Origin of the sequence: Enterococcus malodoratus ATCC 43197 (genome assembly GCF_000407185.1) — a bacterium.
In the GTDB taxonomy this organism is placed as follows: Bacteria; Bacillota; Bacilli; order Lactobacillales; family Enterococcaceae; genus Enterococcus_A; species Enterococcus_A malodoratus.
In genome coordinates, this window is record NZ_KE136483.1 from 973,020 (window position 1) to 993,539 (window position 20,520).

Genomic DNA, 20,520 nt, shown 5'->3' on the forward strand with positions numbered 1-20,520 from the left:
GCAGCGTAACTCCTCTCCAATATGCTATTCTTAATAAAGAAAGTCTATAGGAGGAGTGGAATGTCAAAAGATTTAGAGCGTTTCTCGGCCATTTTGGCTCATATTGAAACCCACTTATTTGAAGATATATCATTAGAACAATTAGCAAAGCAGGCTTTACTTTCAGAGTATACGTTTCATCGCTTTTTCACTTATTTAACGGGGTTTTCTTTTTCAAATTATGTCCGCAATCGTCGTCTTTCAGAGGCTGTTGAACTATTGCGAAAGGGAAATTCAATTGATGAAGTATCTGCCTTGTGCGGATACGCGAATCGCTCGGCCTTTAACAGAGCATTTTCGAAATTTCACGGAATTGCTCCTAGTCAAGCAAAAGAGATTCATGCTGCGATTAATTTTTTCCCGCCGATTCGGTTAGATATACAAATTAACGGCGGAAAGACATTGAACTATCACATTAAACAATTGCCAAGTTTCACAGTTGTAGGAAAGATGGCTGCGTTTCAATTGGAGGACGATCTGTTCAAAAATACGGGAAAACATTGGGAAAGTTTTTTTGTAGATCAACAATTACGAGCATTTGCCGAAAGTGACGCTACCAAGAAAAACTTTTTTGGATTAAAGCGCGAACCTTATTTTGCTATTGCGAATCCAGTAATACCTGACTCTGAACAGCTTAATTACTTTACCGGATTTGTTTTAAATCCAAACGTCTCAACAGATTATTTAACAGTAAAGATTCCGAAACAAACCTACGCTGTTTTTGTTAGTGAACCCTACGATTATCGCAAGACAGAAAACGTGTCTAACGCATATTATCAATTACAGCAGCAAATCTTCAACACCTGGCTGCCGCAAACAGATTATCAAAAAGTCGACGGACCAGAATTGGAAACCTATGTGTCGCTGGAGGGCAAAGCCTGTTTGGAGATTTGGTTGCCGATCGAGAAATAAGGGATAGAGTAAGCAGGAATGACCAAACATTCCTGCTTTTTTGTCTGAAAGACAATATGCAAGGATGCTTTGAATAGTAACAAAATAAATTTAACGACTTTTGACGATAGAGCGTTTTCATGATATCGTAAAACTAGAAGAAAGAAAGTGAGGGATCCCGTATGTATTATCTATCAGTGAAGTAGGAAAGCTGCATTAAGACTGTGCCTCTGGAGACTAAGGGAGCAGTGTGCAGATTTTCGAAAAATTGGTGGATGATCATTGGGATTCTTTTTATGCAAAAAGGCTTATTTTATGTACAGTCTTATTGTCTAAAAATAGCTCTGTGACCCAGTTTTTCGGAGATAACTGGGTCTTTTTTGGCTTCATTTGAAGTCAAAGCGAGGTGTTTATTATGACAAATATAAAAATCGAACATTTAACTTTTGGCTACGATCAATTAGGAACATTGCTTTTCGACAACGCTCAATTAAATATCGCTAGTGATTGGAAGCTTGGTTTAGTTGGGAGGAATGGTCGCGGTAAAACAACATTATTGAAGTTATTGCGAGGCGAACTGCCCTATCAAGGTCAAATCAATCACCAGCTAGAGATGAGCTATTTTCCCCAAAAAATTTATGATCCAAGCGAATTAACCTATTATGCATTATCTGAAACAGAAGAGCTGGAAATTTGGAAAATGGAACGGGAATTAACCTTGTTGAATTGTGATCTGGATATACTCTGGCGACCTTTTCATACGTTATCGGGCGGGGAACAAACCAAAGTTCTTTTAGCACTATTATTTCTTGATGAGCATTCCTTTCCACTGATTGATGAGCCGACCAATCACTTAGATATGAAAGGTCGGCAGCAAGTGGCTGAATACCTCAAGAAAAAAAAGCAAGGATATATAGTGGTCAGTCATGATCGAACGTTTTTGGATCAAACAGTCGATCATATCTTAGCGATTGAAAAAAATCAATTGATCCTTTATCAAGGAAATTTTTCAACCTATGAAGAACAGAAGGCACAACGGGATGCTTTCGAACAAGCTCAGAACAGTAAACTAAAAAAAGAGATTCAGCGACTGCAAAAAACAGCTCAAGAAAAAGCGGAGTGGTCCGCTTCACGAGAAAAAGATAAGACAAATAAATCGAAAGGATTCATTGATACCGAATATCGCAGAGTTAGTCCAGGGGCGATTGGTGCAGATGCAGCTCGTATGATGAAACGCTCTAAAGCAATTGTTCAACGCGTGGAGGGGCAAATCAGCGAAAAGGAAAAATTGTTAAAAAATATTGAGTCTGCGGATGCATTAAGGATCAACTATGAAGAAAGCTATCATCGCCGAATCTTGCAAGTTGAAGAGCTGGGACTCTTTTACTCAGATAAATGTTTATTTAAAGACAAGAATTTTGAGTTATTGCGTGGTGAGTGTTTGACGATCATTGGTAAAAACGGCAGTGGAAAAACATCTTTGCTGCAAGCTTTATTGGGTGAATTCTCAGGTAAGGTAGAAGGGAGTATTCAACGAGCTAGCGGGCTTAAAATCAGCCGTGTTCGTCAGAATTATGAGAATAACCAAGGAACCTTAGAAGACTTTGCTGAAAAAGAGGGATTAGAGTATTCGCACTTCTTGAATAATTTGAGAAAATTGGGAATGGAACGGCGTGTGTTTGCCAATCGAATCCAAGACATGAGTATGGGGCAGCGAAAAAAAGTTGAACTAGCAAAATCATTGTCACAAAGGGCAAATCTTTACATTTGGGATGAACCCTTGAATTATCTAGATGTGTTCAATCAAAAACAAATTTTGGAGCTTTTGCTTCAATTTAAGCCCACGATGATTTTGATTGAACATGATGATTATTTTGTTAAAAAGGTCAGTGATAAAATTGTTCGTCTATAAAAATCGCCTGTTGGAGATTCACTTCAACAGGCGGTTTTATTATTCGGTGATTGGTCATACAATTCTACTATTCACAAATTTTTACTTAAACGGCGATAGACAACTACTCCTAAAATATATTGAATGATAACTAATAGACCTAAACCGACACATGCATATTTAGAGAAAGGATTGAAATAACCAAGGATACTTAAAATTGAAAAGCAGAGCACTAATCCACACTGTAAGCCCAACATAGCTATATAGGCCATTCGTCCGCTTTTATCACGCAACATAATCTTTCGTTCATCCTTTAAATTGATTTCCTCATTCTTTAAACGGTTATCATAATCATTTTTATGCTCAGGTTTTGTCCAATAGAAATAGTTCCGAATCATCACAAAGCCCGGACAGATTCCTGCTCCAGCGATGCCCCATAGTAATCCCTCGAGCCGAAACTCTGTAGTTATCGCAATCAATAAACTGATAACACCAATCAAAACATAAAATAGGCCTGTATAAAGTGTTGATTTTTTCATGTTTTTTCCTCCTCATAAATGAGAATATGCTCGATGCGAGTGGAGAGAGAGTGAGTAAATTTGTAGGCCGGAGTATCCGAAAAATCGATTGATTTTTTTGAAAGGTAGTATTTTGTTTGATATATTTCGAATGGTCGTATCGTACGTGAGGAAAGCTAACTTTCCATACTCTAAGTATAAGCGCTTATTAATCCGATGTACAGTTTCCTTTCCATACAAAAAGTTTACGAAAATCCAAAAATTTGGGTTAAAAATGTTCATACAAAAACCAGCTGAAAAATTAGCTCAGCTGGTTGTGGGATTATCTAATAATAAAATTATGCGGAATACAAATCTTCGTTTTTCTATTTTCAATAAGAACTTCAAAGGCACGCCTTCCACACTCCGCTAGGTGATGATCAATTGTAGGAAACTGCATCACTTGGCTGATCAATAAATTCTCTCGTCCAATGACCAGTGGACGATCAATGTCGGTATACAGCTGCAAAATAGCCGCTGCGATCTCATCACCAATCGTAAGTATTCCATCAACATGTCTTTTTTTGAAAAAGTTCGCAGCGGGTAGTCCATCATTAGAATAAGTAAAACAATCCCAAATAATGTTCTCTTCATCAAAATCGGGAAAAAACTCTCTCACGATCTTAAGCGTGACTTTTGAGTTGTGGCTAATATTCTTACTTCTGCCTAGAGTCATTCCCAGGTTTTTAACACCCTTTTTCTTTAAATAGGCAGAGGCTTCTCTTAAAGATTGCTTCAAATTAATATAGACACAGCTAACATCCGCGTCTGGAATTTCCTCGCCAAAAACTATGGGTCCGTATTTTTGATAATCAAGAAAGGTCTCCACAGGATTTGATTTGGTCGTAACGATCAATCCATCAAATGAGCGAGTCGCAAATTCCGCTAAGTAACTTTTTTCCAATTTCTGATCATAATTCGTCGGCAAGAGACTGATTCGATAACCATGCTCAAAAGCAGCGTTCATGATTCCGCTTAACATTTGATCATAATAAGCATGGTTAACAAACGGAATGATTACTCCGATATTTTTCGTCTTACCATAGCTCAAATTTTGAGCAGAACGATTGGGAACATAGTTTAACTCAGCCATTACCTCCAAAACCTTCGCGCGCTTTTCATCATCGACGTATGGATGATTGTTGATGACGCGAGAAATTGTTGAAACGGAGTAACCAGTGATTTTTGCGATGTCGCGGATATTTGCCATGAGAAACACCTCTTCTAAAATTCTTAAGCGACTAAATGCTCTTTTAAATATTCAATGACGGCGGGACCAAACTGATAAAAAGTATAACGACGATCTTGATAAAAGAAGCTGACGACGGGGCAACCCAATAGATCATTAATGAATAGATTTTTTATTTCAGACAGTTGAAGCTTTTGGATAATCGGGCGTCTAAACCCACGGCTTCTCACGAGTCTCAATTGATCATCAGAAAAATGCAGGGAAACTTGAAAATGTTCTTGTGTATCGGCTTGCTGAACTTTCACATAAGTATTCATAAAATATTCCTCCTTTTTTCTCTACAAGGGAAGTATAGTTTATGAAACGAGTTTCATAGCAAGCGTTTTATTTTATTTTTTAAAACAGGGAGAGTTGTTCACGTTTATCTTCAAACTCATGCATATAGCGAAATACTTCTTCCGTCCTCCAAAGGATACCATGTTTTTGACAGGTCTCGACAAAAATTGACATTAATTCATCGTTACGGGGACTGTTGCAGACATAATTATCGCCAAAGCTATACTGGTATTTTTTCTTCAGGCCAGGAAAATGTTTATCGAGCTGCTGATAGTAATGTTCACGATTACCGGCCCGCATTGTCACGCCAAAGCCGAAACAAAGAATTCCCTTAACACCAGCTTGGATACAATAATCTAAAATACCTCGTAAGTTTTCTTCGCTGTCATTGATGAATGGCAAGATAGGAGATAACCAAACCACAGTTGGCACCCCGGCATCTTTAAATTTCATTAATGTGTCAAAACGTTCCTTAGTAGTAGAGACGTAGGGTTCTAAGATTTTGCATAAGTCTTCATCGTAAGTTGTCAATGTCATTTCAACAACGGCTTTGGTTTTTTGATTGATCGACTTCAGTAGTTCCAAATCACGTAAGATTCGCGCGGATTTTGTCTGAATCGCCACTCCAAATTCATATTTTTCGATCAGCTCTAACGCACCTTGGGTGATTTTTAACCGCGGTTCCGCCTGAATATAAGGATCGGTCATCGCCCCCGTGCCGATCATACAAGGTCTTCGCCGTCTTTGCAGTTCCTGCTCGAAAATCTCCAAGGCATTTGCCTTTACCTCGATATCTTCGAAGGTATGATTGATCTGATAGCAATCACTGCGGCTATCACAATAAATGCAGCCGTGTGTGCAACCGCGGAAAAGATTCAATCCATTTTTTGCTGACAAAATCGTCTTATATTCTTTATAATGCATGGCCCATCTCCTTATTCGTACTAAAATAGATTTTTTAGCGTAAGTAGTAAGTACAGTTCTCTCTTAATTTTTTTACAAAGGGAAAAAACTACCAAAGTAAAGAACAAATGTTCGTGTTTATTATCTCATAAATTTTTGCTGATAACAATCAAAAGTATCGGTATAATAGGCAGTGGAGGTGTTTTTATTGCTGAAAATTGGTGAGTTTTCCCAACTTGGACAGGTGTCAATTCGTACGTTGCGCCATTATGATGAGATCGACTTGCTTCATCCTCAATTGGTTGATGAGGAATCTGGCTATCGGTACTACTCAGTGAAACAATTAGAGGTTTTGGCCCAGATAGTTCTGTTGCGGGAGTTGAAGTTTTCGTTAAAAGAAATAAAGAGCTTAGTTCAAGAAGATCCGAAAATTTTTACTGCGGCATTATTGAAAAAAGATCGCGAAATTGAAAAAGAAATCCAGCGGGATAAATATCGTCAGCAGCAAATTCATCAAATGATCCAGCGAATGCAGCATCAGGACAAATATCAAGTGACGATCAAAAAAATCCCAGCATTTTCAGTGATCAGCTTGCGCAAAAAAATAAAAAGCTTCTATCATGAAGGGCTGCTTTGGGAAGACTTCATGGAAGTATTGGAAAATCAGCAGATTGCATTTCCGCCAGAAGCTGATCAAAATTTAACGATTTTTCATGATAAAGAATATTTGGAAGAGGGCGTAGATGTAGAGGTCGCAATTATTTCAGATAAAGAAGTTGAAGAGCCTTTGCAGAGGAGGCGGCTGCCTGAACTTGAACAGGCAGCAATTATGTATGTGGAAGGGAATTATCATCAGCTTCCGGAGGCTTATCAGTCATTTGCCAAATGGTTGGATGAACACCCTGAATTTGAAATGGTAAAAGCCACCCGACAATTTTGTCATGTGGGGCCGGAGCATACGGACAACCCAGAAGAATATCTGACTGAACTTCAAATTCCATTAATCCCCTTGACTCTCACGTAGCGTGAGGATTTATCTTCTAATTAGAGGTCGCGACTCAATAAAAAAATTGGGGGAATTATGATGGAAATTAAAGAAATCGGTAAAGTGAAGCAATCAAAGGAAGGGACTTATTTAGAAGTTCTTCCCGAATATCAGGACGGATTAATTGGTTTAGAAGATTTTAGTCATCTTTATGTCTTGTATTGGTTTCATCATCTGGACATTCCTGAGCTTAGAGGAACTACAGTCAGCAAGCCATACACGAACGGTCCAGAAGAATTAGGGACATTTGCAACAAGAGGTCCTGTCAGACCCAATCCCATTGCTTTATCAGCCGCAAAAATTATTAAGATACAAGGAAATAAAGTCTATCTGGAATATCTTGATGCCGAAGATGATAGTCCGATTCTGGATATTAAACCGTATACAGCAAGTTCAGATGTATTAGAAACCTTTAAGGGGCCAGATTGGTGCGCGCATTGGCCGCAAAGTTTTGAGAGTTCAGGTAGTTTCGATTGGGGAGCAGAATTCAATTTTCCAGAGTAAAAAGGGAAGTCTCAGAAATGAGGCTTCTTTTTTTGAATTTTGATAAAACAATTAATCGTGGTGTTTCATTGTTGATAAATAAATGCATTGGTGCTATATTATCAAATGTAAATGATACAGATTTTAAGGAGATGTAATACAGTGAGCAAGAAAGGTTCAGAAATTATTGTTACTAGTTTAGAAAATCATAACGTCCCATTCATCTTTGGGATTCCCGGTGCCAAAATCGATGGAGTCTTTGATACATTGGAAGATCATGGACCACAATTAATCTTAGCCCGTCATGAACAAAATGCAGCATTTATGGCACAGGCGATTGGACGTCTGACCGGAGAACCAGGTGTTGTCATCGCGACTAGCGGTCCTGGAGCAAGTAATTTAGCAACAGGTTTAGTTACTGCTACAGCGGAAGGTGATCCTGTTTTAGCACTGGCTGGACAGGTGAAACGTTCGGATCTTTCAAAATTAACCCATCAAAGCATGGATAACGCAGCACTGTTTGCACCTATTACAAAATATAGTTCAGAAATTCAAGATTCAGAAACATTATCAGAAAATATAGCGAACGCATATCGCATCGCTAAGACTGCAAAAAAAGGTGCCAGCTTCTTGTCGATTCCTCAAGATGTAACGGATGGTGAGGTCAAAGGAGAAGCTATCAAGCCTTTGTCTGCACCGATTTTAGGAACAGCATCAGAGGAAGATATTTCGGATTTAGTGAAACGAATCCATGAAGCAAAATTACCGACACTATTAGTTGGAATGCGCGCATCTGGTAAAAAAGAAACCGCCGCAATCCGAAAATTAGTTGAAAAAACTGGATTGCCAGTGGTCGAAACCTTCCAAGGTGCTGGAATTATTTCCCGCGACTTAGAAGATCATTTCTTCGGCCGTGTCGGGCTGTTCCGTAATCAGCCTGGTGACATGCTGTTGAAACGCAGTGATTTGGTATTAGCAGTCGGTTACGACCCAATTGAATATGAAGCACGAAACTGGAATGCAGAAAAAGATGCGCGTATTGTGGTCATAGATGAAGTACCAATGGAAATTGACCAATACATGCAACCAGAAGCAGAATTGATTGGCAGCATTGCGAAAACGATCGAAAAATTGAGTGACTCAATCGATACGTATCAAGTATCTGCTGATGCCGATCATTATCTTTCAACTTTGCAAGAAAAATTAACGAACGGTAAGTTGAAGAGTGAAACGGTTGAAGGTCGCGTGCATCCATTAGAAGTGATCGATACTTTACAAAAAAATGTAACAGATGAAATGACCGTAACGGTGGACGTCGGAAGTCACTATATTTGGATGGCTCGTCATTTCCGCAGTTATGAACCTCGTCATTTATTATTCAGCAACGGAATGCAAACATTGGGCGTCGCATTACCATGGGCAATCTCATCAGCTTTGGTACGTCCAAACACACAAATATTTTCTGTTTCGGGAGATGGCGGATTCCTATTTTCTGCTCAAGAGCTTGAAACAGCGGTCCGTTTGAAGCAAAAAATCATTCATCTGATTTGGAATGACGGCAGCTATAATATGGTGGAGTTCCAAGAAGAAATGAAATACGATCGTTCATCAGGCGTCCATTTTGGGCCGGTTGATTTTGTAAAATATGCAGAAGCGTTCGGAGCAAAAGGACTACGTGCGACATCACAAACAGAATTAGAAGCAGCAATCCAAGAAGGATTAGCTACCGATGGTCCTGTGATCATCGATATTCCGATCGATTACTCTGATAACAAAGAACTAGGCAAAACGATTTTGCCGGACCAATTTTATTAAGAGGACTGCTTATTAGCAGAATGAACATATATTCTTCCATTGAGAGGGATGGATACAGTAATCTGAAGCAGGAGGGACTACTTATGACAGTGAAGACAAAAAGTTATATCTACCAACACGGAACACTTGGCGGATTGATGCAGGATTTAATGGATGGTACTGAAAAAATCGGGACCTTATCAAATTATGGTGATTTTGGTTTAGGCACCTTAGAAGGCTCAAACGGAGAGATCATTTTCTTAGATGGTGTGATTTATCATGCAGATGAAACGGGAAAGATCAATCAATTAACTGGTGATGAGTTGACACCCTATGCGGCAGTAACTAACTTTGAATCAGACGAACAGTTCTCTTTAGCTAATAGTTCTGATGATACAGTGAAAGCGGCGATTTTAGAAAAAGTCAGCCACAATTTATTTGCGGCTGTTAAAATAGAGGGCACATTCAAACACATGCATGTGCGTGTTGCGCCTAAGCAAGAAAAACCTTATCCACGCTTCGTTGAAATTGCGCGGCATCAACCTGAGTTTGAAGCAGATGATATTGCAGGTACGATCGTGGGATTCTTTACGCCTAACTTATTCCAAGGCGCAGCGGCAGCAGGATTCCACTTGCATTTTATTAGTGACGATCGTAAATTCGGCGGACATGTCCTAGATTTTGAGTTAACGGATGGAAAGATTGATTTAATGGAACTAGCCGAGTTTCGCCAACATTTTCCAACAGAAAATGCGGATTATTTAAAAAATGAAATAAAGCTAGACGATATCACAAAAGATATTGAAGAAGCCGAATAGAAAAGCTACCACATCTAAGAAAATTTCCTAGGTGTGGTAGCTTTTTAAACTTCTTTTCCCATTTTTGATTTTGAAGAGATCAGACGTGAACGTCCAGGCGCCTGCACTAAAAGTATCAGTTCCTTTAGGGCATCTTTAGCGATCCATTGTTTTGCTTTTGAATCCTGCTTTTGCATTTCTTCTGCAGTCCTAATCGCTAAATCTTTTGCTTCATCATTCGTTTTACCTAACTCTCTCAGAGACCAGGAAGCGGCTTTCTTTACTAATAAACGATCATCATCTGAATGTATCGCGATCAAGTCCAGATAGTTTTTGATTTCTGTAATGGATAGGGAAGCATGTGTTGATGTACTGGCGATTAAGGAAAATGCTGCACGCTTATAAAATAAGTCTTTTGAATCGATCCACCCCTGAATAAAGCGGTCGAAATCTGCTTGCTTGATCAAAATATTTTTACAGAAAAGATCGCAGAGATCCCAGGAAATGATTCCATCCATAAAAAAGTTGATATCTTCAGTTGTACAGTCTTTAGGATTGAGTGCTAAAACAGTTAATATCTTGCATTCATGATAGTCTGTTTGCCACAGCTCGATTAGAAAATCTTTTTCTTTAGGGATTTTTTTGGCCAGCTTTCGCAAATCAGAAGTCGGGACGCCAATCGTGTGTTCAGCAGGAATTCCTAACTTAATGATATTCTTCTTAAATTTTTCAGAAGAGAATTTTTTCAAAAGAGTTACAATTTCTTCAATAGTCATTAGCTGCTTCCTTTCTATTAATAAAATAAAAAAGTGTAGAACAATGATCAGATATATTCTGATTATTGTTCTACACTTTTTTTAAATCGTTTGTTTAAACACCTAATAGTGGGGCAGGGTTAACAAAACCTGACCATAAAGCAGTAGATACACCAAAGTGCAAATGAACACCAGTTGAGTTACCAGTTGTTCCCATACCGCCTAAAACTTGACCTGCACCGACTTCTGAACCAACACTAACACTTGGTGCAGATACCATGTGCATGTAGTATGAATAATAACCGTCAGAGTGTTGAATAATAACATGATTACCTGCTGACCCGTGGAATCCTGCTTCAACAACTGTTCCGCCTTTAGAAGCCATGATTGGAGTACCAGCAGAGCCCGCGAAATCGATACCGTCGTGTTGTGTGCCAGATGCTCCAGTCGGATCTTGACGAGGACCAAATGGGCTAGTGACTACTAAGCCGATCGATAAAGGTGAAGACCAGCCACTGCTGTTTGCAGCAGGTTTTGACTCATTTGTTACAGGAGCTGTTGGATTAGTTGTGACTTGTGCAGCACCAGTATCCGTAACAGTTTGAGCTTGCTCTTGCTGTTGCTTCGCCTGTTGTTCTTGTTGCTGTGCTTCCAGCTGAGCAATTTCAGCTTCTTGTTTTTGTTTAGCAGTTTCAGCAGCCGCTGCTTGTTTCTCAGCTTCTTCGGCAGCTTTTTGAGCTTCTTCAGCTGCTTTTTTGGCTTGTTTTTCAGCTTCAGCTTGTGCTTTTTCACGAGCTTCTTCTTCTTTTTTACGTTGCTCTTCTAAAGCCTTCAACGCTGCTTGGCGTTTCTTTTCAGCTTCTTCTTTTTGGGTCTCGTATTTTTCTTTTTGATCTTTTTCAGTCGCGATACTTGCTTGGATCTCATTGAGTTTTACTTGCTGATCCAATTTGGTTTGTACTAATTGGTCTTGTTTTGCTTTTAATTCGGCAGTCTTTTCATTGATTACTTGCAAGCGTTGTTCCGCTTCTTTTTCAAGCTTTTCAAGTTCAGTCTTGTCTTTTGTTTGTTGCTCCATGATATTTTTGTTAGCTGTTAAAATCGTTGATACGGCCATTGTTTTCTTCACGGCTTCACCAACAGATTTAGAATTGATTACAGCATCAACAACAGAAGCAGAATCGTGCTTCGTTTGTACATCACGTGCCTGATTTCTGATTTGTTCGTCGCGTTTTTGAATTTTTTCTTGAAGGATACCAATTTTAGCGGTCAAGTCGCTCAGTTTCTTTTCTTCATTGGTTTTTTCTTTCAAGACATCATTTACTTCTTTTTCAACAGCGGCAACTTGTTGCTCAACTGCTGCTTTTTGATCTTCTGCAGATTGCTCCGTTTGCTGCAAGTCAGAGATCTTTTTATCTTGATCGGCAATTTTTTGATCGTATTCATCTGCCAATGCACTTAATGGGGTAGTGGTTAATGTCAAGGCACATAAAGTTAGTGCCGTATATCTTTTCAACTTAATCAATGGATTCCCTCACTTTTTTCATCTTTCGGATTCAATTATATAAGAAGATATGAATAAAAAGTTTAAAGTATTTGAATTTTTATCTAACCGTATTGATTGTAATGATAATGAAATATTTAACTGGTAAAAATAAGTGGTAATTCACTTGACAAGCAAGCGTTTTATTGAATCTAAGAGTTGGTTTTGTAGTGAAATAGCAATATTTTAATCAATGGAGTTATTCCTAGGGTTAGGGTAAAATAAACCAAAAGTTATCATTCATGTTTAGATAATTAGAATTAAAACAAATGGTATACTTAAGTAATTTATTTTCGATAAGGGAAAGTCAAAGTAGGAGGAATTTTTATGAGTTGGAAAAATCAAGAAGCAAAAGAGGAAGCGTATAAATTATTACTTTTACAGCAAAAAGCATTGCTCGAGGGAGAAACAGATCTAATCGCAAATTTGGCAAATTCATCGGCTTTGCTGAATCAAACATTACAGGAGACAGTCTTCGCGGGATACTATTTGTTCAAGAACGATGAACTGATTTTAGGACCGTTTCAAGGAAATGTCTCGTGTGTTCATATTGCGATGGGAAAAGGGGTATGCGGTGAGTCAGCCGAAAAAAATCAAACCATAATCGTAGAAAATGTTTTGGAACATAAAAATTATATTGCTTGTGATTCTGCAGCGCGTTCAGAAATTGTTGTACCAATGAAGAAGGGAGACCAATTAGTGGGTGTGTTAGACCTAGATAGTTCAGAAATTGGTATGTATGATCAAATGGATCAATTTTACTTAGAGCAATATGTAGCGTTATTGCTGGAAAATATAAACTAAATTTATGATTATTGCTTAAAAAGATGGTTAATTAACAAATAACACTCTTAATGTGGTTTTTTACTCCGCTTAATGCTACTATATAAGTGTAGTATAAAACATTAATGAGGTGGTTGAATGAATAAAGAAGCGATTATTATAGGAGAGAGCTATGAATGCCGTAAAACTGATTTTGCTCGGCCGATCATTGGAGAGATCATCCGTAAAGAAAGTAATGGCTGCATCGTGAATGTTGAGCGCTTTTACGGATTGGATGCAGATAAGATTGACCAAGTAAATGGTCAAGTACTAATTAAATATAGTGAAATCGCAGGGATTGTTTCTAAAGAGTGTTTCTTTAGTTAACAGGCCGATTAAAAAAATCACTCAGAAACTTTTTTAAGGTTTCTGAGTGATTTTTTTGTACGAGATTATGGATAAAAATGACGAGTATTTATTAAATAACACAATCATTTTTCTTATAATTTATCAAGAAAAAGAGTCGACTGATTTGATCATTAATAAAGCTCCGATGAAGAATAGATCTTTCATCGGAGCTTTGTTGTTTTACTAAGCCTTTTTAATTGTATCGATTAAGCAATCGGCAAAATCAGCAGTAGATAATTCCGCGATACCCAACATTTGAGCAAAGTCATGAGTCATTTGCTTGTTTTGAAGAGCTGACTCGATCGCTTTTGTTATCTTTTTGCTGGCCTCATACCATTCGAGATGATCTAGCATCATGGTGGCGGAAAGAAGTAATGAGCAAGGGTTCGCCCAACCGTTACCAGCAATATCCGGAGCCGTTCCGTGAGTTGCTTCAAAAATCGCATGCCCAGTTTTATAATTGATATTCGCACCAGGCGAGATACCAATGCCGCCGACTTGTGCAGCTAAAGCGTCAGAAATGTAATCACCGTTAAGATTTGTTGTAGCGACAACTTGATACTTTTCCGGGTATAGCAGGATCTGCTGTAAGAAATTATCAGCGATGACATCGTCAACAATGATTTTATTGGCTTTTTTAGCTTCTTCTAAAGCGTCCACGGCTTTCTCAGCACCCGATTCGGCCGCAATATTCTTATATTGATTCATAGTGAAAGCTTGAGGATAATTCTTTTCAATAGAATCATAGCCCCAATTCTTAAAGCCGCCTTCAGTGAATTTCATGATATTTCCTTTATGAATTATGGTTACACGTTTTTTACCTTGATCGATCGCATAATCCATAGCAGCTGCAATCAAACGTTCGCTTCCTTCCTGCGAAATCGGTTTGATTCCCAACGCGCTTGTTTCCGGAAAACGAACTTTTGTGACGGATAATTGGGCGGTTAAAAAATCCAAAAGCTGTTTCACTTCTTTTGAGTCTTTAGCAAATTCAATACCAGCATAAACATCCTCCGTATTTTCGCGAAAGATCGTCATGTCGGTTTTTTCCGGTTCCTTTAGCGGTGAGGGAACACCTTGAAAGTAGCGAACAGGACGAACACAAGCATATAAATCCAATTCTTGACGTAAAGTAACGTTCAATGAACGAAACCCTTCTCCAATTGGAGTCGTTAAAGGACCTTTGATTGCTATTTTGTGTTCTTTAATAGCTTCTAGCGTTTCATCTGGAAGCCAAGTTCCCGTCTGATTGAAGGCCTTTTCGCCAGCAAGAATTTCCAGCCATTCAATTTTACGATTTTCTTGATAAGCAGAAGAGACTGCGGCATCAACAACTTTTTGTGTTGCTTGCCATATCTCAGGACCAATGCCGTCGCCCTCAATACAAGGAATAACAGGATTTAGCGTGTTTGTCATTAGGCTTGCTCCTTTTGCATTTTTTTATTAATAACTAGCGGTAAAATTCCTTGGTTCTTCCAATATGCGATATCTGCTTCAGAATCAAAGCGTAATTTCACTTTGAAATGAAGCTCATCTTCACCGATAGCCGTTACGTCAATGATTTGGTTAATTGATGGTTCAGCAGGGAAGTCAAAGCTATAGCTTTCCTTACCAGTTAAGCCAAGGGATTGTGCTGTTTCGCCAGGCAGGTATTCAAAAGGAATAACGCCCATCATAACTAAATTGCTGCGATGAATCCGTTCATAGCTTTCCGCCAATACGGCTTTAACACCTAGAAGATTCGTACCTTTGGCAGCCCAATCACGGGAAGAGCCCATCCCATAATCTTTCCCTGCAAGAATCACGGTACCAATTTGTTCCTTTTGATAGTACATTGCCGCATCGTAAATTGGTAATTCTTCACCAGTAGTGGACAACTTTGTATAGCCACCGGTTATTTCTGGGGTCAATTGATTCTGAATTCGAATATTTCCAAATGTTCCGCGCATCATAACTTCATGATTACCACGTCTAGAGCCGAATGAATTAAAATCCTTATAAGTTAAACCATGATCTTTCAAATATTTACCTGCTGGGGATTGAAGCCCAATATTACCAGCTGGAGAAATATGATCGGTAGTAACTGAATCCCCAAATTTGGCAAGAACTTGCAAGTTTGTTAGGCCATTGGAATCATTAGCAGTTTTTCCAAGGTCTTTGAAGAAAGGCGGGTTAGCGATATAGGTCGACGCATCATCCCAGTCATAGCAGTCACCTTCAGAGGTTTCGATTTTGTTCCAGCGTTCATTCGATTGATAAACGTTACTGTAGGCTTCTCGGAAGTCCTCTGGATTCAAGAAATCATTGATATAGGCGTTTACTTCTTCTTGTGAAGGCCATAAATCTTGTAAATAGATTTCTTTTCCATCAATCGTCGCGAGTGCTTCTTTTGTCAGATCTTTTTTGATCGAGCCGGCAAGAGCATAAGCAATTACTAGTGGCGGTGAAGCTAAATAATTCGCTTTGATTAATGGGTGGATACGCCCTTCAAAGTTTCGATTTCCCGATAGTACAGCAGAAACAACTAGTTCGCTTTCTTTTAAGGTTGTTTCGATCTCCGCAGCTAAAGGGCCAGAATTACCAATACAGGTTGTACATCCATAACCAACGATATCAAAACCTAACGCAGCTAAAGGTTCTAATAAATTTCCCTTTTCCAAATATTGCGTGACGATTTTTGATCCGGGCGCTAGGGATGTTTTAATAGTCGAAGGAACCTTTAACCCTAAATTCACAGCTTTTTTCGCCAATAAGCCTGCCGCAACCATTACAGAAGGATTACTAGTATTTGTACAGCTGGTGATCGCAGCCAGAGCTAAATCCCCAGTTTCAATCGAATTGTCTGTTCCACTAATGGTTTCTATACGATCAATCTCATCGGCGGATAAACCAAATCCCTTTGGTCCACTTGGATTAGTCAGGGATGTCTGGAAATTTTCTGAGACATCAGCTAATAGAATCCGGTCTTGCGGTCGTTTAGGACCAGCAACTGATGAATGAACAGTTGATAAATCCAATTTGATTACTCGTGTATACGCCGGCGTCTCTGAACCATCATAAAAGAGATTATTTTGTTTTGCATAGACTTCGACCAATTTAACCTGTTTTTCAGAGCGACCGGTCAAGCGAAGATAACTTAATGTTTCTTCATCAATTGGACAGAATCCGCAAGTCGCTCCGTATTCAGGAGCCATATTGGCAATTGTTGCCCGATCGGAGAGGCTCAGACTTTTATACCCAGCCCCAAAATATTCAACGAATTTCCCAACAACTTTTTCATTACGTAAAAGTTCAGTTAAATAGAGTGCTAGGTCTGTAGCTGTTGCACCTAAACTTAGTGTCCCGGTCAGTTCTACACCGATAACTTCTGGTGTTGGGAAATAGGAAGCCTCACCTAAAATTGCCGCCTCTGCTTCAATTCCGCCAACGCCCCAACCAAGAACGCCTAATCCATTGATCATGGTTGTATGGGAATCAGTTCCTTCTAAAGAATCAGGGAAAAGCAAATTGTCATCGTTCTTTAAAATGACATCTGATAAATATTCAAGATTGACTTGGTGAATAATCCCTGTTTCGGGAGGAACGACCTCAAAGTTGTCAAAGGCTTGTTGCGCCCATTTTAGAAATTGATAGCGTTCATGATTGCGTTCAAATTCTTTTTCTGTATTATAGGCAAGACTTTCCTCAGTACCAGCACAATCGACTTGGACAGAATGGTCCACGACTAATGTAACGGGAATTTCAGGGTTGATGACTCTTGGGTCGCCGCCCAGATTTACAACAGCATCGCGCATTGCGGCAAGATCTACCACTGCTGGAACGCCTGTAAAATCTTGTAAGACTACTCGTGACGGACGAAAGGGAACAACCCCTGATGGTTGTTTCGCATCAAATGCAATTAAATTCTCTAAATCAGTAATCTCCTGATGACGAGCTAAACTTTCTAATAATACTCGGATGCTGTATGGATACTCAGCGATTTTTTTCTGGTACGTATTGACAATTGATGAAAGATCAAAGTATGTATAATGTTCGTCATTGACGAAAAGCTCTTTTTTCCAGTCCAATACAAAATCCCTCCTAAATACGTTATCGTTTAAAAATCAGATGGCTATATTATACGAATAAAAAAAAAGAAAGTAAATGAAATTATTAAAAGTATTTCATTTTACGCCAATGGTGTTATAATGTTTCTTAACCCGATTGTAAATTAATTGAAGTTAGGAGGACACAATGATGTTAGATTTGAACCAAATGGCTGAGGTATGCCGAAAAGAGGACTTTTTAGAGGCTTCTTTATATAGGAAACACAATGTTAAAAAAGGGTTGCGCGACCTTGACGGCAAAGGTGTTTTGGCTGGTTTAACCAATATTTCTACGATTCATCCGCAAATCATGGATGGCGATAAAATCGTCTCTAAATATGGAGAATTACGATATCGCGGAATCGATATTAATGAGTTAGTGAATGGATTTGTATCAGAGGAACGTTTAGGGTTCGAAGAGGTTAGCTACTTGTTATTATTTGGCTCGTTACCCAGTACAGAAGAATTGGCAGAATTCAGGGCTTTAATAGGCAAAAGACGAACACTTCCAACTAACTTTGTACGTGATGTTATTATGAAGGCGCCATCACATAATATCATGAATATGATGTCTCGAAGTGTCCTGACATTAGGATGTTATGATAGAAAAACAGATGACATCAGTATTGAGAATGTTTTAGATCAAAGTTTATCACTAATTGCGACGTTCCCTATGATCGCTGTTTATTCGTATCACGCGTATAATCACTATACTAAAGGGGATAGCATGTACATTCATCGCCCGGATGAAAACTTAAGTACTGCGGAAGCAATTTTGACGATGCTACGCCCAGACAAAAAATACACCTTCCAAGAAGCACAAACACTTGATATGGCACTAGTTTTACATATGGAACATGGCGGAGGTAACAATTCGACCTTTACAACCCGAGTGGTTACTTCCAGTGGTACAGATACTTATTCGACAATCGCAGCGGCGTTGGGTTCTTTAAAGGGTCCCAAGCATGGAGGCGCTAATATCAAAGTGACGCAAATGATGGAAGACTTGAAGGCGACCGTCAACGATTGTGAAGATGAGAACGAGATAAGAAATTATCTAGAGCAAATATTAAACAAGGAAGCATTTGATAAACAGGGATTGATTTATGGAATGGGACATGCGGTTTATGCTGAATCTGATCCGCGAGCTGAAATATTTAAACGTTATGTGGAGAAATTGGCAGCTGAAAAAGGTTCTGAAGCTTCGGCGGAGTTCAATTTATATCGTAAAGTTGAACGGTTAGCACCAGAGATTATTTCAGAAAGACGCAAGGTTTACAAAGGAGTCAGTGCAAACATCGATTTCTTTAGTGGATTCGTTTATAATATGCTGGATTTGCCGCAAGAACTTTATACGCCGATGTTTGCGATTGCTCGAATTGTTGGTTGGTCAGCCCACCGCATCGAAGAGCTGATTAATGTACAAAAAATTATTCGACCGGCTTATATGGAAGTTTCCGAAGATCGTGAATATCAAGATATTAATGAACGTTAAAAAAATCCGTCAGATTTTCTGACGGATTTTTTCTATTCAGAGATTAAGCCTAGCTCAATACAGGCTTTCCAGATCCCGTCATCAGAGACAGACGCCGTTACATAAGCGGCTTTTTCTTTTAAAGCAGGCGAGGCATTGCCCATCGCTACTGGAAACCCCACTGCATCAAACATTGTAAAATCATTTTCTTCATCACCAAAAGCTAACGCCTGTTCAGCGGTGATGGCCATTTCATCACAAATTCTATGAATTCCCTCTGCCTTTGTTCCTGTTTTCAAATGGATATTCGCTGCAACAGGGGCCACTTTTTCCGCGATTAAGGGAGAATCCGTTCCTAATTTGAAATCAGTTGCTTCATTCCAAGGGACAATCAGTTGAAGAACATTTTTAGGTAATGGCTCACCTGTCTTCAAAAAGGTTTTATCCGCGGGATGATCTCCATGATATTTATTACTCTCGAAACAATAGATTGTTTGCGATGTTTCAATTAAAAATTCAATCTTTTGTTCATGCAAATGGTCAACTAGTTTTTTCAGCATAGTAGGCGGAATAATATTCTGATGAATCATCTGTCCATGATAGTGTACGCAGTTACCATTAGATGAAATAATACTGTTTACACCCAAAATTTCTGCTAATCCTGTTAAGGTTTGATAATGGCGCCCCGATGCAATAACAGGCTCGATATTATTTTCTTTTAGTTTTCGTAAAGCTCGTTTTGCTGAATCAGGCACCCGTTCAGCAAATGATAAATGGTGCGGTAGTTGATTATCAGCCAAAGTGCCATCAATATCAAAAAAAGCCACGCGGTAATTTTCCATTTTAACACCCCTAAGTGAATTCGATTACACCAATTATAAAAGAAAATGTCCGAAACATCACCACTATTTTGTAATTATATGTCTGTGATATGAGACAATAAGTAGTAGATTCAACTGAAAGGATGAAAAGAATGATCATAATACTTACTGGAGCATCTCACACGGGAAAAACGGTGTTGGCTCAAAGACTGCTAGAAAAATATCAATACCCTTATTTGTCGATTGATCATTTAAAAATGGGGCTGATCAGGAGCGGTCAAACGAGCTTAACACCTTCAGATGATGATATGTTGACGCCATATTTGTGGGGGATTGTAAAAGAGATTATTAAAACAGCGATTGAGAACCAGCAAAATTTGATTATTGAGGGCGTCTACGTGCCCTTCGATTGGCAGTTATCTTTTAGTCAAAAATATTTGGAGCATATTCACTATTGCTGTCTGATTATGACCAAGGAATATATTCGGGAAAATTTTCAAGAGATTAAGAAATTTGCGAATGCCATAGAACAAAGAATTGACGACTCAGATCTCTCAGAAGGATCGATGATTGATGAGAACGTTAAAAATTTTGAGATGTGTAAAAAATATCATTGCCATTATCTTTTGATTAAGGATAAATATGAAGTTGAATTGAGTAGAGTCTTGGGCTAAAAGATCGTGCTGCTGAGTTACTTTCAAAACGTCATAAAGTTCGCTACAATAATAAAAAAGATAGTTGGAGAAG

General features: G+C 38.8%; 19 protein-coding genes. 10 read left to right on the forward strand and 9 right to left on the reverse strand.

The features are described 5' to 3' along the window. Nucleotides 1-60: 60 nt before the first annotated feature. Nucleotides 61-951, forward strand: a complete 891-nt coding sequence (locus I585_RS20195) for an AraC family transcriptional regulator (RefSeq protein WP_010740170.1) — start codon at nt 61-63, stop codon at nt 949-951. Between the two features lie 394 nt (nt 952-1,345). Continuing rightward, nucleotides 1,346-2,842, forward strand: a complete 1,497-nt coding sequence (abc-f, locus tag I585_RS20200) for a ribosomal protection-like ABC-F family protein (RefSeq protein WP_010740169.1) — start codon at nt 1,346-1,348, stop codon at nt 2,840-2,842. 71 nt (nt 2,843-2,913) lie between these two features. On the opposite strand, the gene I585_RS20205 is transcribed toward abc-f, so the two are convergent. The 4 genes from I585_RS20205 to I585_RS20220 all read right to left on the reverse strand — a co-directional run bounded on the left by I585_RS20205 (nt 2,914) and on the right by I585_RS20220 (nt 5,827). Beyond that, entirely contained in the window at nt 2,914-3,360 is a 447-nt protein-coding gene (locus I585_RS20205; protein WP_010740168.1) for a hypothetical protein, read from the reverse strand. 301 nt (nt 3,361-3,661) lie between these two features. Continuing rightward, on the reverse strand, nt 3,662-4,588 hold the full coding sequence (locus I585_RS20210; RefSeq protein ID WP_010740167.1) for a LacI family DNA-binding transcriptional regulator: 927 nt from the start codon (nt 4,586-4,588) through the stop codon (nt 3,662-3,664). 23 nt (nt 4,589-4,611) lie between these two features. Continuing rightward, complete coding sequence (locus I585_RS20215) at nt 4,612-4,884, reverse strand: hypothetical protein (protein ID WP_010740166.1); 273 nt, start codon at nt 4,882-4,884, stop codon at nt 4,612-4,614. A gap of 79 nt (nt 4,885-4,963) precedes the next feature. Beyond that, nucleotides 4,964-5,827 carry an SPL family radical SAM protein gene (locus tag I585_RS20220; RefSeq protein ID WP_010740165.1) on the reverse strand — a complete coding sequence of 288 codons (864 nt, stop codon included), beginning with the start codon at nt 5,825-5,827 and terminating at the stop codon, nt 4,964-4,966. A 178-nt stretch (nt 5,828-6,005) separates the two neighbouring features. On the opposite strand from I585_RS20220, the gene I585_RS20225 reads away from it, so the two are divergent. The 4 genes from I585_RS20225 to budA all read left to right on the forward strand — a co-directional run bounded on the left by I585_RS20225 (nt 6,006) and on the right by budA (nt 9,946). After that, nucleotides 6,006-6,830 carry a MerR family transcriptional regulator gene (locus I585_RS20225; protein WP_244266031.1) on the forward strand — a complete coding sequence of 275 codons (825 nt, stop codon included), beginning with the start codon at nt 6,006-6,008 and terminating at the stop codon, nt 6,828-6,830. Between the two features lie 60 nt (nt 6,831-6,890). After that, the gene (gene tsaA / locus I585_RS20230; protein WP_010740163.1) at nt 6,891-7,355 is read left to right on the forward strand and encodes a tRNA (N6-threonylcarbamoyladenosine(37)-N6)-methyltransferase TrmO; all 465 of its coding nucleotides are present in this window, start codon (nt 6,891-6,893) and stop codon (nt 7,353-7,355) included. A 141-nt stretch (nt 7,356-7,496) separates the two neighbouring features. Beyond that, on the forward strand, nt 7,497-9,149 hold the full coding sequence (gene alsS, locus I585_RS20235; RefSeq protein WP_010740162.1) for an acetolactate synthase AlsS: 1,653 nt from the start codon (nt 7,497-7,499) through the stop codon (nt 9,147-9,149). Nucleotides 9,150-9,232: 83 nt separating this feature from the next. After that, nucleotides 9,233-9,946, forward strand: coding sequence for an acetolactate decarboxylase (budA, locus tag I585_RS20240; protein WP_010740161.1), 714 nt, complete (start codon nt 9,233-9,235; stop codon nt 9,944-9,946). Nucleotides 9,947-9,990: 44 nt separating this feature from the next. On the opposite strand, the gene I585_RS20245 is transcribed toward budA, so the two are convergent. Further along, nucleotides 9,991-10,701, reverse strand: coding sequence for a DNA alkylation repair protein (locus tag I585_RS20245; RefSeq protein WP_010740160.1), 711 nt, complete (start codon nt 10,699-10,701; stop codon nt 9,991-9,993). Between the two features lie 94 nt (nt 10,702-10,795). Further along, nucleotides 10,796-12,205, reverse strand: a complete 1,410-nt coding sequence (locus tag I585_RS20250) for a peptidoglycan DD-metalloendopeptidase family protein (RefSeq protein ID WP_010740159.1) — start codon at nt 12,203-12,205, stop codon at nt 10,796-10,798. Between the two features lie 345 nt (nt 12,206-12,550). Here I585_RS20250 and I585_RS20255 point away from each other — a divergent pair, with 345 nt between their 5' ends. Both I585_RS20255 and I585_RS20260 read left to right on the forward strand, forming a co-directional pair. Next, a complete protein-coding gene (locus I585_RS20255; protein ID WP_010740158.1) occupies nt 12,551-13,027 on the forward strand; it encodes a GAF domain-containing protein in 477 nt (158 codons plus the stop codon). Nucleotides 13,028-13,144: 117 nt separating this feature from the next. Then, a complete protein-coding gene (locus I585_RS20260; RefSeq protein ID WP_010740157.1) occupies nt 13,145-13,372 on the forward strand; it encodes a hypothetical protein in 228 nt (75 codons plus the stop codon). Nucleotides 13,373-13,576: 204 nt separating this feature from the next. On the opposite strand, the gene icd is transcribed toward I585_RS20260, so the two are convergent. Together icd and acnA are read right to left on the reverse strand one after the other, a co-directional pair. Next, nucleotides 13,577-14,809 (reverse strand): NADP-dependent isocitrate dehydrogenase, encoded by a 1,233-nt coding sequence (gene icd / locus I585_RS20265; RefSeq protein ID WP_010740156.1) that lies wholly within the window; start codon nt 14,807-14,809, stop codon nt 13,577-13,579. Next, complete coding sequence (gene acnA / locus I585_RS20270; RefSeq protein ID WP_010740155.1) at nt 14,809-17,460, reverse strand: aconitate hydratase AcnA; 2,652 nt, start codon at nt 17,458-17,460, stop codon at nt 14,809-14,811. Before acnA ends, icd begins: the two co-directional genes overlap by 1 nt. A gap of 187 nt (nt 17,461-17,647) precedes the next feature. Between acnA and I585_RS20275 the strand changes: the two genes are divergently transcribed. Then, nucleotides 17,648-18,973, forward strand: coding sequence for a citrate/2-methylcitrate synthase (locus I585_RS20275; protein WP_371198710.1), 1,326 nt, complete (start codon nt 17,648-17,650; stop codon nt 18,971-18,973). A gap of 32 nt (nt 18,974-19,005) precedes the next feature. On the opposite strand, the gene I585_RS20280 is transcribed toward I585_RS20275, so the two are convergent. After that, complete coding sequence (locus I585_RS20280; RefSeq protein ID WP_010740153.1) at nt 19,006-19,794, reverse strand: Cof-type HAD-IIB family hydrolase; 789 nt, start codon at nt 19,792-19,794, stop codon at nt 19,006-19,008. A gap of 131 nt (nt 19,795-19,925) precedes the next feature. On the opposite strand from I585_RS20280, the gene I585_RS20285 reads away from it, so the two are divergent. Then, nucleotides 19,926-20,447: an ATP-binding protein gene (locus tag I585_RS20285; protein ID WP_010740152.1), complete on the forward strand. Its 522-nt coding sequence runs from the start codon at nt 19,926-19,928 to the stop codon at nt 20,445-20,447. The last annotated feature ends 73 nt before the right edge of the window (nt 20,448-20,520 follow it).

Bases quoted from the DNA above. Each gene is read 5' to 3' on its own strand.
- I585_RS20195 (WP_010740170.1), top strand. From the start codon at position 61: ATGTCAAAAGATTTAGAGCGTTTCTCGGCCATTTTGGCTCATATTGAA.
- I585_RS20280 (WP_010740153.1), bottom strand. From the start codon at position 19,794: ATGGAAAATTACCGCGTGGCTTTTTTTGATATTGATGGCACTTTGGCT.
- I585_RS20205 (WP_010740168.1), bottom strand. From the start codon at position 3,360: ATGAAAAAATCAACACTTTATACAGGCCTATTTTATGTTTTGATTGGT.
- I585_RS20220 (WP_010740165.1), bottom strand. From the start codon at position 5,827: ATGCATTATAAAGAATATAAGACGATTTTGTCAGCAAAAAATGGATTG.
- I585_RS20210 (WP_010740167.1), bottom strand. From the start codon at position 4,588: ATGGCAAATATCCGCGACATCGCAAAAATCACTGGTTACTCCGTTTCA.
- budA (WP_010740161.1), top strand. From the start codon at position 9,233: ATGACAGTGAAGACAAAAAGTTATATCTACCAACACGGAACACTTGGC.
- I585_RS20275 (WP_371198710.1), top strand. From the start codon at position 17,648: ATGGCTGAGGTATGCCGAAAAGAGGACTTTTTAGAGGCTTCTTTATAT.
- I585_RS20255 (WP_010740158.1), top strand. From the start codon at position 12,551: ATGAGTTGGAAAAATCAAGAAGCAAAAGAGGAAGCGTATAAATTATTA.
- tsaA (WP_010740163.1), top strand. From the start codon at position 6,891: ATGGAAATTAAAGAAATCGGTAAAGTGAAGCAATCAAAGGAAGGGACT.
- I585_RS20245 (WP_010740160.1), bottom strand. From the start codon at position 10,701: ATGACTATTGAAGAAATTGTAACTCTTTTGAAAAAATTCTCTTCTGAA.
- I585_RS20285 (WP_010740152.1), top strand. From the start codon at position 19,926: ATGATCATAATACTTACTGGAGCATCTCACACGGGAAAAACGGTGTTG.
- I585_RS20260 (WP_010740157.1), top strand. From the start codon at position 13,145: ATGAATAAAGAAGCGATTATTATAGGAGAGAGCTATGAATGCCGTAAA.
- abc-f (WP_010740169.1), top strand. From the start codon at position 1,346: ATGACAAATATAAAAATCGAACATTTAACTTTTGGCTACGATCAATTA.
- I585_RS20215 (WP_010740166.1), bottom strand. From the start codon at position 4,884: ATGAATACTTATGTGAAAGTTCAGCAAGCCGATACACAAGAACATTTT.
- icd (WP_010740156.1), bottom strand. From the start codon at position 14,809: ATGACAAACACGCTAAATCCTGTTATTCCTTGTATTGAGGGCGACGGC.